Annotated in this window: 12 protein-coding genes; 6 read left to right on the forward strand and 6 right to left on the reverse strand. The window is 64.4% G+C overall.

Annotation, left to right across the window (positions count from 1 at the left end; all coding sequences use genetic code 11):
* Nucleotides 1–187: 187 nt before the first annotated feature.
* The 6 genes from RZS28_RS10230 to RZS28_RS10255 all read right to left on the reverse strand — a co-directional run bounded on the left by RZS28_RS10230 (nucleotide 188) and on the right by RZS28_RS10255 (nucleotide 5,102).
* Nucleotides 188–412: a hypothetical protein gene (locus tag RZS28_RS10230; protein WP_407337665.1), complete on the reverse strand. Its 225-nt coding sequence runs from the start codon at nucleotides 410–412 to the stop codon at nucleotides 188–190.
* 174 nt (nucleotides 413–586) lie between these two features.
* The gene (locus tag RZS28_RS10235; RefSeq protein ID WP_407337666.1) at nucleotides 587–1,192 is read right to left on the reverse strand and encodes a GNAT family N-acetyltransferase; all 606 of its coding nucleotides are present in this window, start codon (nucleotides 1,190–1,192) and stop codon (nucleotides 587–589) included.
* Nucleotides 1,193–1,204: 12 nt separating this feature from the next.
* Nucleotides 1,205–2,470 (reverse strand): M16 family metallopeptidase, encoded by a 1,266-nt coding sequence (locus tag RZS28_RS10240; protein ID WP_407337667.1) that lies wholly within the window; start codon nucleotides 2,468–2,470, stop codon nucleotides 1,205–1,207.
* Nucleotides 2,467–3,885: a threonine synthase gene (gene thrC / locus RZS28_RS10245; protein ID WP_407337668.1), complete on the reverse strand. Its 1,419-nt coding sequence runs from the start codon at nucleotides 3,883–3,885 to the stop codon at nucleotides 2,467–2,469. Before thrC ends, RZS28_RS10240 begins: the two co-directional genes overlap by 4 nt.
* 102 nt (nucleotides 3,886–3,987) lie before the next feature.
* Nucleotides 3,988–4,722: an SURF1 family protein gene (locus tag RZS28_RS10250; protein WP_407337669.1), complete on the reverse strand. Its 735-nt coding sequence runs from the start codon at nucleotides 4,720–4,722 to the stop codon at nucleotides 3,988–3,990.
* 2 nt (nucleotides 4,723–4,724) lie between these two features.
* On the reverse strand, nucleotides 4,725–5,102 hold the full coding sequence (locus RZS28_RS10255; protein WP_407337670.1) for a DUF983 domain-containing protein: 378 nt from the start codon (nucleotides 5,100–5,102) through the stop codon (nucleotides 4,725–4,727).
* 1,225 nt (nucleotides 5,103–6,327) lie between these two features.
* Here RZS28_RS10255 and RZS28_RS10260 point away from each other — a divergent pair.
* The 6 genes from RZS28_RS10260 to RZS28_RS10285 all read left to right on the forward strand — a co-directional run bounded on the left by RZS28_RS10260 (nucleotide 6,328) and on the right by RZS28_RS10285 (nucleotide 14,394).
* Complete coding sequence (locus RZS28_RS10260) at nucleotides 6,328–8,250, forward strand: amino acid adenylation domain-containing protein (RefSeq protein WP_407337671.1); 1,923 nt, start codon at nucleotides 6,328–6,330, stop codon at nucleotides 8,248–8,250.
* Nucleotides 8,247–9,482, forward strand: coding sequence for a beta-ketoacyl synthase N-terminal-like domain-containing protein (locus RZS28_RS10265; RefSeq protein ID WP_407337672.1), 1,236 nt, complete (start codon nucleotides 8,247–8,249; stop codon nucleotides 9,480–9,482). The genes RZS28_RS10260 and RZS28_RS10265 overlap by 4 nt, the downstream gene beginning before the upstream one ends.
* Nucleotides 9,483–9,489: 7 nt before the next feature.
* Nucleotides 9,490–10,503, forward strand: a complete 1,014-nt coding sequence (locus RZS28_RS10270; RefSeq protein ID WP_407337673.1) for an acyltransferase domain-containing protein — start codon at nucleotides 9,490–9,492, stop codon at nucleotides 10,501–10,503.
* Nucleotides 10,460–10,810 carry a hypothetical protein gene (locus RZS28_RS10275; RefSeq protein ID WP_407337674.1) on the forward strand — a complete coding sequence of 117 codons (351 nt, stop codon included), beginning with the start codon at nucleotides 10,460–10,462 and terminating at the stop codon, nucleotides 10,808–10,810. The genes RZS28_RS10270 and RZS28_RS10275 overlap by 44 nt, the downstream gene beginning before the upstream one ends.
* Nucleotides 10,759–11,715 carry a phosphopantetheine-binding protein gene (locus tag RZS28_RS10280; protein ID WP_407337675.1) on the forward strand — a complete coding sequence of 319 codons (957 nt, stop codon included), beginning with the start codon at nucleotides 10,759–10,761 and terminating at the stop codon, nucleotides 11,713–11,715. The genes RZS28_RS10275 and RZS28_RS10280 overlap by 52 nt, the downstream gene beginning before the upstream one ends.
* 93 nt (nucleotides 11,716–11,808) lie before the next feature.
* A complete protein-coding gene (locus RZS28_RS10285) occupies nucleotides 11,809–14,394 on the forward strand; it encodes an aminotransferase class III-fold pyridoxal phosphate-dependent enzyme (RefSeq protein ID WP_407337676.1) in 2,586 nt (861 codons plus the stop codon).
* Nucleotides 14,395–14,427 lie beyond the last annotated feature (33 nt).

A 14,427-nucleotide genomic window follows, 5' to 3' on the forward strand; every position in this document is an offset into this window, starting at 1 on the left:
CGCGGGCCGGTTAGGAACAGAGATTGGTAAGGCCTAAGCGCCCGCCCGGCAAGGTCTCTGAAAACAGCCTATTTTTGTCATTTGCGAGGCGCCTGAAGCGGAGCCGAGCGCTGCGTTCGGTCGCAAGCGCGCGAACCGACGAGCCCCGCGCCGCCGCGAAGCATTGCTCCGGCGCGGGTCGGTCGGGTCAATGGCCCGCCTTGGCCTGGACCGCGTGCTTCATTTCGCGCGCGGCGTCTATGGCCAATTTTTTCTGATGCTCGGTCAGCCCAGTATGGGCCGACAGAACGGCTTTGAGCTTGGGCATTTCGACGAGTTTTGCTTCCGGAATTTCACAAACGAAAGCGCTGATCGCCGCGCAAATCGCGAGAAGCTCATCGATCTTGTCTTCAAGCGGCTTCAACTCAGACATTGCCGCCTCCGCATCGGATGTTCTTCGCCAACTCCAGCACTCCTTTTTTATAAGGCGGGACGCGATCCTGGAGCATTGATCATGCCGTCCGGCGGCGCAAACAAGGCATGGGCGGGCCTCCGCGCAAAAAAGGAGCTTGGAAATAGATAGCTCGCCGCAACGGCCGATCAATTCTTAATCGCGCCGCGGCATCCGAAGCGGCGTCGGATCCGATTCCAGCAAGGCGTAGAGGAGATGATCCTGCCACGCGCCATTGATCCGCAGATAGGCGCGCGCATAGCCCTCCCGGGTAAATCCCACCCGCTCCAGAAGCCTGATCGAGGCTTCGTTATGCGGCAGGCAGGAGGCTTCGATCCGATGCAGCCGAAGCGTGCTGAAGGCGAAGCCGATCGCCGCCCGGACCGCGCGCGACATGAACCCTCTCCCGGCATAGGGCGCGCCGATCCAATAGCCGAGGGTTGCCGCCTGCACGACGCCGCGCTTGATCTGGCCAAGCGTCAGACCGCCGAGCAGCGCGTCATCCTCGCGAAAGACGAGGAAGGGATAGGCTTCGTCGCTGTCGATTTCCTGCTGATTCCGGCGCAATCTGCGCCTGAAGGAGGAGCGGGTCAGGTCATCTCCGGGCCAGGTCGGCTCCCAGGGCGTCAAAAAGGCCCGGCTTCGCTCGCGCAAGCCGGCCCAGGCCTCGAAGTCGCGCATGTCCGGAGGGCGAAGATAGACGCCCTCGCCGCGCACGAAGGTCGCATTTTCACTGGTAGGCCCCAGTCGGAAAAGAGCCACTGAGCCGCTCCTTCAAATCGCCCGCAGCCGCTCGGCGATGCGGTCGGGGCTGAAGACTTTCGCCACCGGGCCGATCGCGGCGACGGTCGGCGCCGAGCCGAGCGCGCGCGCGCCGGCGGCGCGAATCTGCGCGAGATCCAGGCTGTCGATCCGCGCGATGATCTCCTCTCGGGTCAGGACGCGGTCGAAAGCCATCAATTGCCGGGCGATCTGCTCGGCGCGGGCGGCGGGAGATTCGAGCGCCGCGAGCAGCGAGACCTTCATCTGCGCCTTGGCCCGACGCACTTCGCTTTCGCTCAGCGTCTGCGCCGCCTCTCCGAGGCAGTCAAGAGCGACCGGCATCAGCTCGGCGACGTCCTTTCGGCCGGTCGCGGCGTAAAAGCCGAACAGTCCGACGTCCGAATAGCCCCAGTGAAAGGCATGGATCGAATAGGCGAGGCCGCGCGCCTCGCGCACCTCCTGGAACAGGCGCGAGGCCATGCCGCCGCCGACCGCATTGGCGAAAACCTGCATGGCGTAGAAATCGTCATGGCCATAAGGGAGGCCTTCGAAGCCGATGACGACATGCGCCTGTTCGAGCCGGCGTTTGAGACGAATGTCGCCGCCGAGATAGCGCGCCGGCGCTTGATTGGCTTCGATTCGATCCACCGAAAGGCCGCCGAAGCATTTCTCGGCCTCGTCGCGAATGCGGTCGTGCTCGATCGCCCCCGCCGCGCCGATCACGATCGCGTCGCTGAGATAATGGGCGTCGAGATAGGCGCCGATCGCATCCCTGCCGAATTTGGCCACTTGCGCGGCGGTGCCGAGGATCGGCCGTCCGATCGGTTGACCAGGAAACGCCGATGCGTTGAAAATATCGAAGACAAGATCGTCCGGCGTGTCCTCGACGGCGCCGATCTCCTGCAGGATGACGCCTTTCTCGCGTTCGAGCTCGGTCGCGTCGAACGTGCTCTCGGTCAGAATATCGGCGAGGATGTCGAGCGCGAGCGGGGCGTCTTCTGCAAGGACATGGGCGTAATAGGCGGTGTGCTCGGTGCTCGTCGCCGCGTTGAGGTCGCCGCCTGCTGACTCGATCTCCTCCGCGATCGCTCGCGCCGAACGCCGGCGAGTCCCCTTGAAAGCCATATGTTCGAGGAGATGCGACAGGCCATGCTCATGCGCCCCCTCATGCCGGGAGCCGGCGCCGACCCATACTCCCAGCGAAGCCGTCTCGAGATGGGCCATGCGATCGGTGACGACCCTGAGGCCCGAGGCCAAAGTGGTGATTTCGACGCTCATGACGCAGCCCTCTTCGACGTGCGCCTGGCGCGGGCTTGAATGAATCGCTCGATTTCTCTTTGATCGTTTGGAAGAATCGAAAAATGCTCCTCTTTGTCGAAAAGGTCGGCCAGATGGCCGGGCAAACGCGGCCTTGCGCCGGTTGCGATCTCGATCGCGTCGGGGAATTTGGCGGGATGCGCCGTGCCTAGCGCGACGATCGGGGTTTCGGGCTCTCGCGCATGGGTGAGGCGCGCCGCGCTCAGCCCGACAGCCGTGTGCGGATCGACAAGATAGCCCGATTCACGCCAGGTTCTTGCGATTTCTTGCGTTGTCTCGGCCTCGCTGACGCTGAAGGCGTCGAATTCGGCGCGAATAGCGTCAAGCGGGCCTTTCTCGATCGCAAAACTTCCCGATTGCTGCAGGGACGCCATCTTGCCTCGAAGCGCGCTCGCATCACGGCCATGGGCTTCGAAAAGGAGCCGTTCGAAATTCGATGAAACCTGGATGTCCATCGAAGGCGATTGCGTCGCGTGAACGCCGCCCAAGGCATAGGTTCCGCTCGCCAGGGCGCGCGGCAATATGTCGTTCGAATTCGTCGCAATGACGAGGCGTTCGATCGGAAGCCCCATCCGCTTGGCGATCCAGCCGGCGAGAATATCGCCGAAATTGCCGGTCGGCGTGGCGAAGGAGATCGGACGGCGCGGCCCGCCGAGGACGGCGGCGCTGGTGAAATAATACACGGTCTGGGCGACGATGCGGGCCCAATTGATCGAATTGACCCCGCAGAGGCCGAGCTCGTCGCGCAAGGTCTTATGATTGAAGAGAGCCTTTATGCAGGCTTGCGCATCGTCGAAATTGCCTTCGATTGCGATTGCATGGACATTGTCGGCGTCCACCGTCGTCATCTGCCGGCGCTGCACGTCCGACACGCGTCCATGCGGATAGAGAATGAACACATCGACCTGGTCGAGGCCGCGGAACGCCTCGATCGCGGCCGCGCCGGTATCGCCCGAGGTGGCTCCGACGATGGTCGCGCGCTGCCCGCGCGCCTTCAGCGCGTGATCGATCAGCCGCGCGAGGAGTTGCATCGCGACGTCCTTGAAGGCGAGCGTTGGGCCATGGAAAAGTTCGAGCGCGAAGATGTTGGAGTCGATCTGGGCGAGCGGCGCGACCGCGGGATGACGAAAGCCCGCATAGGCGGCCTCGATCATCCGCCGCAACGCTCCCGCCTCGATCTCGCCCGCGACAAAGGGCGCGATCACCGCCAAAGCGACATCTGCGTAGGGCTTGCCGGCGAGCCTGGCGATCTCATCCTGACTGAAGCAGGGATAGGCTTCGGGCAGATAAAGACCGCCATCCTGCGCCAGACCGGCGAGGAGAGTCTCGGTGAAGGAAAGCGGCGGCGACTCGCCCCGCGTTGAAATATATTTCACTTTATGAATCTTAGCCCTGTTGTCGCGGCGCTGTCCATCTCCTTGTAGCACGGAGCGCAGAATCTGACAGCGCCCGCGGCGCCAACCTTCTTGGACCTGCGATCAGCTGCTAGACGATTTAAGCTCACGCCAGGCATAGGCCCCGAAGACGCCAAAAAGCCCGAGCGCGAGGCCGAACCAGGTCAGGGCGTAGGACAGATGATTGTTCGGAAACGCAAGCTCGGTCGCGCCGCCTTTTGGCCAGCCGCCTGGAACTGGCGCGTCATCGGCGTCGACGCTGAAGGGCGCGGCTTCCGCCAAGCCGAAATGGGCCGCGATCAAGGCCGGATCGCGGGTGAAGTAAAGCCCCGCGGCCGGATCGTCGGCCGGAGTGAAAGAATTGCGCGGTTCGGGTTGCCGCATGAGTCCGGAGACATGCGTCTCGCCCTCGATTTCTCCGGCCATTCGCGCGCCCGGCTCCTTACGGTCGGCCGGCGCATAGCCGCGATTGACGATCACATAGCCGCCGGAGGAGAGCCGCAGCGGCGTCAGCACAAGATAGCCAGGCTCTCGCCTGCCGCCGCCCGACGCGCGGAAGATCAGCGCCTCCTTGTCGTTTTCAAAGCGGCCGTCGAACTCGACATGTCGGTATTCGTAAGCTTCGGGGCGAAGCTTTGGCCATTCGGCCATGGCCGGCAGAGGCTCCGGCGGAGCCTTCGCCCGCGCCTCGATTTGCGCGATCAGTCCGGCTTTCCAGGCGAGCCTTTGCATCTGCCACACGCCTAAGCCGGCGAGAACCGCCCCAACGGCGCAGGCGAAGACGAAAGGCCAGAACAAGCGTGCGAGGCGGCTGCGCATCGTCAGTCCTCGAGCCGTCCCTCTTCCGCCTTGTTGCGATATTGCATGGCGATGAGCCAGCCTTTCAAAGGCCGCAACAGGCCGAGGCAAACAACGAGCGTCAGCGGCAGAAAGATGACGAGATGAACCCAAATCGGGGGCTCGAAGCGCAGCTCCGTCCACAGCGCCGCGCCGAGCACAGCCAAGCCGGCGATGAGAGTGACGAAAACCGCAGGGCCGTCGCCGGAGTCGACGAAGCCGAAATCGAGCCCGCATTTGTCGCAGCTCGGCGCGATGCTGAGGAACCCGCTAAATAATTTGCCTTGGCCGCAGCGTGGACAAGCGCCAAAAACCGCCGTGATCAAGGCTGATCGTGGGGAATGAGCATCATTGAGGACCATAGCGATCTATTAGACCATTTGTCGCCGCTCTGGAAACCGGCTGGCGAACAAAAATCGATTGACGCTGACGCTGACGAAGAATTGAAGCCGCACGGCGTGGGGCCACAGCGTCGGCTCTACAATTAATCGTGAGATTTTTCATTTCGATAGTCAATGTAGTTTTGGGAAGTTTTGGCAGTCATTATATGACCGCGAACCGTAGAAACCAATGATGAGAAAATTGTCGAGGTTGGCGAGGAATTTGTAGAAAAGCCTTGCGAAGTTCAGACTTCAAACTAAGTGATTTAAGATATACACGTAAATATAGTATTATTTATTATGTGCTGTTAACCAGGCGCCATATTTTAGTTATGAAATATGGCGGTGGCCTATCTGATTAGTACACGCAGAACAAAAAATATAAAATATTGGCATGCAAATTCTTGAAGCGGAAGCAGCGTGGACTTGGCGAATGCGTTCTTCGATAGAGTCGGTCGCCCCATTCAGCTTGTGCGGGGGCTTGGGGCCGGCGTCGATGTGTTGTGCGGCAAGCTGAGGCGTGCTATGAAAAGATTAAGGTAGCGGGTCCGAAATAAGCGCCTGACGTCAAGTGGTTTAGGACGCCGGCCTACCGACGATTTCGATAAATTTGCTGGGAACGGCTTTTGCTTTCGCCTGCGAGTTCCATCAACGGCGCGTCGCTTATGTTTCGGAAATCTGGGCGAATTGCTCTGGAGAGGAGGCCCCGATATTAAGCCTAAGGTCGGATACTATATGCGCATTTATCGGCCGTTGTTGGCGCCGGGAGGGAGATCCGAACTAACAAGTGGGCGATCGGTCTCGATCCTGAGCAGGTCGCCGCGAGCCCGGCGTTTCGGGCAAGTCATAAGAGGCTGGGCCGCCGCGTTTTTCCGGGCCGCCGCAGTTGAGGTTAGGGCGATAGCCCGATTGGGCCTTGTGACGCATTTCAAAACTTGTCAGAAGATAGTTGTATAGATAACATACTTAAGCAATTTTCAAGATGGTTTTTTAGGTCAAGGCGGTTTGGGTGGATGTCTATTTGTTCGTGGTGGAATAACGCGACTTGAAGCAACATACGCCCGCGCTTGACATTGAGCGATAAAATGTCCGCAACGGTTCGCTGTGCGGTCTCGCACTCTCGCTCAAGGCGCCGAAAGCCGATAATCGAATTCAATCATTTGGCGAGGGGCGAGGGCTCCGCGGGCATGGGCAAGGTGTCATCGGCATGGCGTGGCGAATCGGGCAGGACGGTCCAAACTCAAGGAGCACGGCATTCGATCCGAGCCATACGATACATGACGCTTTTTTCGGCATGGTCTCGGATGATTGTGACAGCGCGGCGCGTCCAGCGATTCTTTGCGGCGACCGGGTCATCTCCTATGCCGATCTCGACGCGGGGTCCAATCGCCTCGCGCGCTATCTGATTGGCAAAGGCGTCGGCGCGGGCAGTCTCGTCGGCTTGTTTCTTCATCGTTCGCCCGAGGCCGTGCTGGCCATGCTCGGCATATTGAAGGCCGGCGCAGCTTTCCTGCCGCTTGACCCTGCCTATCCCGCCGATCACCTCGGCTTCATCGCGCAGGACGCCCGGCCGGCGGCGGTGGCGTCATCGGCGGAGCTGGCCTTGGCGCATGGGCCCGACAGGCCCTGGACGGCGCCGACCATCCTGCTCGACGCGGAGGCGGGCGCCATCGCGCAGGAAAGCTCCGCCCCTCTCCCTGGCGGCGGCGCGTCCGACGATCTCGCCTATGTAATGTACACGTCGGGAACGACGGGGCGTCCGAAGGGCGTGATGGTTCCTCATCGCGGCGTCGTTCGTCTGGCCAGGAACGATTTCGTCGATCTCGGGCCAGGGGACGTGGTGCTGCAGCTCGCCCCGCTCTCCTTCGACGCCTCCACCTTCGAGATCTGGGGCGCTTTGCTCAATGGCGCCGCGCTCGCCGTGGTCTCGTCGCCGCGCCCGAGCTTCGAGGAGATTGGCGAGGCCATCGTCCGCCACGGCGTGACGACGGCGTGGCTCACCGCCTCCCTGTTCCACGCCATGGTGGATCGCCATATCGATTCGTTGCGGCCTCTGCGTCAGCTGATCGCCGGCGGCGACGTGCTGTCGCCCGGACATGTGCGGCGGGCGCTGGACGGCCTACCCGGTTGCCGCCTTATAAATGGCTACGGACCGACCGAGAACACCACCTTCACCTGCTGCTATGCGATTCCGCGCGATGCGCCAGCCGACGCCCCGGTCCCGATCGGTCCGCCGATCGCCCATACCAAGGTCTATGTGCTCGACGAGGCGCTTCGCCCGGTGGCGGGGGGAGAGATTGGGGAGCTTGTCGCAGCGGGCGACGGCGTCGCTCTCGGCTATCTCAACAGGCCGGAGCTGACGGCGGAAAAATTCTTGCCCGACACGTTCGGCGGCTCTCCCGGCCGCCTCATGTACCGGACGGGCGACCTCGTCCGCCAGCGTGCCGATGGCGTGGTGGAGTTCCTCGGCCGCTCCGACCGCCAGGTCAAGATCAATGGCAAGCGGGTCGAGCTCGACGAGGTGGAGGCCGCGCTTCGCCGCCTGCCGGAGGTCGCCGACGCCGCGGCGATCTTGCGCGCGCATGGCTCGGGGCAACGCCAGATCGTCGCCTATGTCGCAAGCCGCGTCAGCCCGCCGGCCGATGCGTCGGCGCTGCGCGGGCGGCTTCGCGAGGTCGCGCCCGAACATATGATCCCGGCCCTATTCGTCATCCTCGACGCCTTGCCATTGACTCCGAACGGCAAGATCGATCGCGACGCGCTGCCGGTTCCACCGGCTTGGCGAGGCGTAGACGGCGAGCCGGCGCAGGCTTCGAGCGAGGTTGAGGCGAAGCTCGCGGCGATCTGGCGGCGGCTGCTGAAGGTTCCCTATGTCGGCCTCGACGCGAATTTCTTCGACCTCGGAGGAAGCTCCCTCGATCTGATGGCGCTGCATGAGGAGATTCGGGCGCAATTTGACGATGTTCCAATGACCGCATTATTCGAGCACACGACGATCCGGTCCCTGGCGGCCCGCCTCGAGACGCGCGACGCCGGCAAATTGTCGATCGCCGACATTCAGGATCGCAAGCAGCGCCAGAACGAGGCGCTCCGGCGGATCTGGCGCCGCCGCACGATGTCCTCATTATGAAACAAGATCTTTTCGGCCAATCCTCCGTCGTGCCGACGGGCGTCGCGATCATTGGCATGGCGGGCCGGTTTCCGGGCGCCGCCGATGTGAGGGCGTTTTGGCGAAACTTGCGCGACGGCGTCGAATCCATCACCCGCTTCTCCGATTCGGAGCTTGAGGACGCTTTCGACCGGTCTGTCCGCGATAATCCGAATTTCGTCCGCGCCCGCGCCATCCTCGACGGGGTGGAGCAGTTCGACGCCGGCTTCTTCGGCATGCACGCCCGGGAGGCCGAGCTCACCGACCCTCAGCATCGCCTGTTCCTCGAATGCGCCTGGCAGGCGCTGGAGGACGGAGGCTACGACCCGGCCCGCTACGCCGGCGCGATCGGCGTATTCGCCGGCTGCAGCATGAACACCTATTTCCTGCGCCACGTCTGCCAGGATCGCGCCGCGGTCGAGCTCTTCGCCAGCAATTATCAGGTCGGCAGCTACGCCGAACTCGTCGGCGGCTTGCAGGATTTCCTCGCCACCAGGGTCTCTTACAAGCTCGATCTCCGCGGGCCGAGCGTGACGGTGCAATCGGCTTGCTCCACCTCGCTGGTCGCGGTCGCGCAGGCCTGTCAGAGCCTGCTTTTGTACCAATCCGACATGGCGCTCGCCGGCGGCGTCTCGATCACGCTTCCACAGCGGCGCGGCTATCTCGCCCAGGACGACGCGATGGTCTCCCCTGAAGGGCGGTGCCGCACCTTTGACGCCAAGGCGGACGGGACGGTCTTCGGCAATGGCGCGGGCGTGGTGCTCTTGAAGCGGCTGGAGGATGCGCTCGCTGAGGGGGACCATATCTACGCCGTCATCCGCGGCTCGGCGCTCAATAATGACGGTGCCGCCAGGGCGGGCTTTACGGCGCCGAGCGCGAACGGGCAGGCCGAGGTCATCGCCGCGGCCCTCGCCGCCGCCGACGTCGACGCCCGCACCATCATCGGCTATGTTGAATGCCACGGCACCGCCACGCCGCTCGGCGATCCGATCGAAGTCGCCGGTCTCACACGGGCCTTTCGCGCCAGTACCGACGACGTCGGATTCTGCGCGCTGGGCTCGGTCAAGCCGAATGTCGGCCATCTGGATGTCGCCGCCGGCGTCACCGGCCTCATCAAGACGGCGCTGGCGCTCGGCGAGGCCAAGCTGCCGCCAACCCTCTTTTTCGAGACCCCAATCCTCATATCGCCTTCGACGACAGTCCGTTTTATGTGAACAAAGCTTGGCGCGACTGGCCGCGAGCCGCTTGGCCGCGCCGCTCGGCGTCAGCGCCTTCGGGGTCAGCGGAACCAATGCGCACGTCGTGCTTGAGGAGCCGCCGGAGGTCGCGCCGGAAGGGTCGCTCCGGCCGACGCAGGTCATCACAGTCTCGGCCCGAAGCGAGGCGGCGCTGGAGGCGGCGCGCCGGGCCTTGGGCGAGCACATCGCGGCGCATCCGGAGCTGCCGCTGGCCGATGTCGCTTTCACGCAGCAGGTCGGACGGCGCGCCTTTGCGCATCGCGCGGCGGTCGCCTGCAGGGACCGCGAGACCGCTGCCGATGCCCTCGTCTCCGGCCGCGGCCTGATTTCGGGGCGACCAGGCGCCGCCGCGCCGCCGGTCGCCTTCATGTTCCCAGGGCAGGGGGCGCAATACCCTGGCATGGGAATCGATCTTTTCGAAACTGAGCCGGTTTTTCGCGCCAGCATGCTGCACAGCGCCGCGATCCTGAAGCCTTTGCTTAGCCGCGATCTTTGCGCTCTTCTTTATGGCGATGCGGAGGAGCGCCTTGGCGCCGACGCGCTGCAGGCGACGGAAGTCGCCCAACCCGCCCTCTTCGCCGTGGGCTATGCGCTCGCCCGACTCTGGCGGAGCTGGGGCGTAGAGCCGCAGATGATGATCGGGCATAGCGTCGGCGAGTTTGTCGCGGCCTGCCTCGCGGGCGTGTTTTCGCACGAGGACGCCCTTGCGCTGATCGCCGCGCGCGGCCGACTGATGCAGGAAATGCCGCCCGGCGCCATGCTGGCGGTGCGCCTGCCGGAAGCCGAGCTTGCGCCCTTGCTCGACGGACCGCTGGCGCTCGCGGCCGTCAACGGCCCGACCCTTTGCGTGGCGGCTGGTCCGGACGACGCCGTGGCCGAGGCTCGACGCGCGGCTTACGGCGCGCGGCGTCATGTCCCGCTGGCTGCATACCTCGCACGCGTTCCATACGCCGATGATGGACAAGGCGGCCGAGGCGCTCGAGGCGCAATTCGCTGAGATCAGGCTCGCCGCTCCGAAGCTCAGATGTATTTCGAGCGTGACCGGCGATTGGCTCACCGAGGCGGAGGCGACCTCTCCGGCCTATTGGGCGGGGCATTGCCGCGCGCCGGTGCGCTTCGGCGACGGACTTTCGACCCTGTTTCGCCACGCCACGGCCGAGGGCCGCACGCCCATCCTGATCGAGACGGGGCCGGGAATTACGCGCTTTCCACCCTCGCGCGTCAGGGCGGGGCGGGGAGCAGCGCCGCCGCCGTGCTCGCCTCGCTGCCGGATGCGGCGCGGGCGGCCGCCGATGACGAAGTGATGGCGCGCTCCGCAGCGCAGCTCTGGTGCGCCGGGGTTGCGATAGATTGGTCCGGCGTGCATGCCGCCGCGAGCCGGCTGCGAGTCTCCCTTCCGACCTATCCGTTCGAACGGTCGCGACATTGGATCGACGCGCCGCCGCCGGTCCACTCGGAGGGGGGAACGCCCGAACCCGTCCAGTCAGCTCCTGTTCAGCTCAACTCAGTCATCAAGACATTTTCCGCCGAGACAGCCGCCACAATGCAATCAACGCCCACCGCCAAGGCTCAATCCGAAGACGGCTCAGCCCAGACCGGCCGAGGCGCCGAGCTGCAAAACCGTATTGTGGCGCTGCTTGAAACTCTTTCCGGCGAGCCGGTCGCGGGTCTGAGCCGGGAGACCAGTTTCCTCGAAATGGGCTTCGACTCGCTGTTCCTCAGTCAAGTGACGCAGCAATTGCAGCGCGACTTCAAGGTCAAGCTGACCTTCCGTCAGTTGCTCGGCGAATTGTCGACAATTCCGGCGCTGGCTGCTTTTTTGGCGGCGAAGCTGCCGCCCGAGCCTGTGGTCGTCGTACAGTCGCCTGCGCCTACCGCGCTGGCCTCTATCCCTGCGGCTGCGCCGCTTCCGGCAGCTTCCGCCGCGTCGACGCAGGCAGGTCAAGCCGGCGCCAACGCTGCAACCGTCGAACAAGTGATTCGCGACCAGCTTGACGTGATGAGCCGCTTGATGGCGCAACAGCTCGACGCGTTGCGCGGCTCAGGCGCCGCGCCGGCGATCGCGGCGGGACCCGCTGCAGCGCCTGCGGCTGCTTCAGCTTCGCCAAGCCCGCAGCCTGCGGAAGCGCCGTCAACATCCGCGCCGGCGCCGGGGAAATCCGGTTCGAGATGCTTGCGGAGGCCCGCAATGCGCCTGCCGCGCCGCTAAACCGAAGCGCAAGAGCGAGGCCTTGCCGAGCTGACGGCGCGCTTCAATGCGCGCACGCCGGGCTCCAAGGCTCTGACCGCCAAGCATCGGGCGGTGCTGGCGGATCCCCGCGCCGCCGCGGGTTTCCGGCAGGAATGGAAGGATCTCGTCTATCCGGTCGTGAGCGACCGCGCCGAAGGCTCCCGCATCTGGGACGTCGACGGCAACGCTTACATTGACCTTGTGAACGGCTATGGCCAGACGGCTTTCGGCCATGCGCCGCCCTTCGTCGTCGAGGCGGTATCGGCGCAATTGCGGCAAGGCTTTGCGATCGGACCGCAGGCGGCTTTGGCCGGACAGGTTGCGACGCTGTTCAGCGAGCTGACCGGCAATGAGCGGGTGACCTTCTGCAACACCGGGTCGGAGGCCGTCATGGCGGCGATGCGCGTTGCACGCACCGTCACCGGCCGCTCCCGCATCGCGACTTTCACCGGCGATTACCACGGCCAGTTCGACGAAGTGCTGGTGAAGGGAAGCTTGCGCGGCGGCGTCGCGCGGTCAGTCGCCGCCGCCGCCGGAATTCCATCCGAATCCGTCGAGAACATGATCGTGCTGCCCTATGGCGCGCCCGAATCCCTTGAATGGATTCGCGCCCATGCGGACGAGCTCGCCGGCGTCCTGGTCGAGCCGGTGCAGAGCCGGCATCCCGATCTGCAGCCGGTCGCCTTCCTGAAGGAGCTGCGCGCGATCACGGAAGCGTCCGGCGCCGCGTTGATCTTTGACGAGGTCGTCACCGGCTTCCGCATGCACCAAGGCGGGATGCAGGCCCTCTACGGCATTCGCGCCGATCTCGCCACTTACGGCAAGGTCGTCGGCGGCGGTCTTCCGGTCGGCATTCTCGCGGGCAAAGCCCAGTTCATGGACGCGCTCGACGGCGGGCCGTGGCGCTATGGCGACGATTCCTATCCCGAAGTCGGAATGACTTTCTTCGCCGGGACATTCGTGCGCCATCCGCTGGTTCTCGCGGCGGTCTGGGCTGTGCTGAACCACATCAAGGATCAGGGGCCGGCGCTGCAGGAAGGCCTCACCGCCCGCACGGCGGCGCTGGTGCGGCGCCTGAACGGCTTCCTGAAGCAGCGCGGCGTCGACGTCCACATCGAGACCTGCGGAAGCCTGTTCTTCTTCAACCTTTTCGGCCTCGGTCGCCTCGCCAGCCTGTTCTATCCGCTCATGCTCGAGCGCGGAATCTATATCCAGGAGCATTATCCGTGCTTCCTGACGACGGCCCATAGCGACGCCGACATAGCGGCGATCGCCGAAGCTTTTGAGGGCAGCATCATAGCGATGCAGGAGGCGGGCTTTCTGCCAGGCCCGACGGCCGCCATTCCGGAGCCGGTCGCCGAAATTCCGCTGACCGAGGCGCAGACCGAAATCTGGCTCGCCGCGCAGCTTTCCGACGAGGCGTCCTGCGCTTTCAATGAATCGGTGACCTTGCGGCTGCGCGGCGCGCTCGATCGCGCGGCTCTTGCGACCGCGCTCAACCAAGTCGTCGCGAGGCACGACGCGCTGCGTGGGTCGTTCCGTCCGACCGGCGAGCTGATGCGCATCGCGCCTTCGCTCGACGTGACGATCGCGGAACGCAGTCTGGAGGCAATGCCGGGCGAGGCGGCGGAAGCGGTCTGGCAGGCGCTTTTGACGGAAGATGCGGAAACGCCTTTCGATCTGGTGAACGGGCCGCTGATCCGCGCTCAATTGGCGCGCTGGGCCGCCGACGATCACGCCTTTGTCCTCACCGCGCACCACATTATCTGCGACGGATGGTCGATCAACGTCATTATTGATGAGCTCGCGAAGCTTTACGAAGCGGCGCGCACGGGCGCTCCGGCCGATCTACCCGCACCAGTCTCCTTCGCCCGCTACGGAGCGGAGGAGCGCGCGCGCCAGGCCAATGAAGGCGGCGCGATCGAGGCGTTCTGGCTCCCGCAATTCACCCCGCCGCCGCCGCCGCTTGACCTGCCGACGGATCGGCCGCGGCGCGCGGGCAAGAGCTTCCGCGGCGCCACGCTCACGAGGACGATCGACGCCGAGCCGACGCAGCGCTTTTTCCGCAAGGCGGCCGCCCGCAAGGGCTGCACGCTATTTGCGGCGCTGCTCGCGGCGTTCGAAACGCTGCTCGGGCGGCTGGCCGGCCAGGACGAGGTCGTCGTCGGCATCCCCGCCGCTGGACAGTCCCTCGTCGAAGGCGGCAGCCTCGTTGGCCATTGCGTCAATTTCCTGCCCTTGCGCGGAAGCTGGCGGGCGCAGACAAGCTTGGCCGAACATCTGACGGCGACGCGCCAGATCGCGCTTGCCGCCTATGAAAACCAAAGCTTCACATTGGGCACGCTGGTGCGCAAGCTGGCGCTCCCGCGCGAAGCAGGGCGGCGGCCTTTGGTGGAGGCGCAATTCAACCTTGAGCGGCTTGGCGACAGGATCCATCTGCCGGGACTCGAGATCGAGGCGCGGTCCAACCCGAAACGGTTCGTCAATTTCGACCTTTCTTCAACGTCACCGAGCAGGACGGCGGGCTTCGCATCGATTGCGACTACAGCACCGACCTGTTCGACGTCGCGACGATCGAACGTTGGATCGGTCACTACCGCACCCTCCTCGACGCCATCTCGCGGGAGATTTCGGCCCATGACGGCGCGCGCCCGCTGACGGCGCTGCCGCTTTTGACCGACGCCGAGCGCG

The organism is Methylocapsa polymorpha (assembly GCF_045689225.1).
Classification (GTDB): Bacteria; Pseudomonadota; Alphaproteobacteria; order Rhizobiales; family Beijerinckiaceae; genus Methylocapsa; species Methylocapsa polymorpha.

Bases quoted from the DNA above. Each gene is read 5' to 3' on its own strand.
- RZS28_RS10240 (WP_407337667.1), bottom strand. From the start codon at position 2,470: ATGAGCGTCGAAATCACCACTTTGGCCTCGGGCCTCAGGGTCGTCACC.
- RZS28_RS10250 (WP_407337669.1), bottom strand. From the start codon at position 4,722: ATGCGCAGCCGCCTCGCACGCTTGTTCTGGCCTTTCGTCTTCGCCTGC.
- RZS28_RS10275 (WP_407337674.1), top strand. From the start codon at position 10,460: ATGATGGACAAGGCGGCCGAGGCGCTCGAGGCGCAATTCGCTGAGATC.
- RZS28_RS10230 (WP_407337665.1), bottom strand. From the start codon at position 412: ATGTCTGAGTTGAAGCCGCTTGAAGACAAGATCGATGAGCTTCTCGCG.
- RZS28_RS10260 (WP_407337671.1), top strand. From the start codon at position 6,328: ATGGCGTGGCGAATCGGGCAGGACGGTCCAAACTCAAGGAGCACGGCA.
- RZS28_RS10255 (WP_407337670.1), bottom strand. From the start codon at position 5,102: ATGGTCCTCAATGATGCTCATTCCCCACGATCAGCCTTGATCACGGCG.
- RZS28_RS10265 (WP_407337672.1), top strand. From the start codon at position 8,247: ATGAAACAAGATCTTTTCGGCCAATCCTCCGTCGTGCCGACGGGCGTC.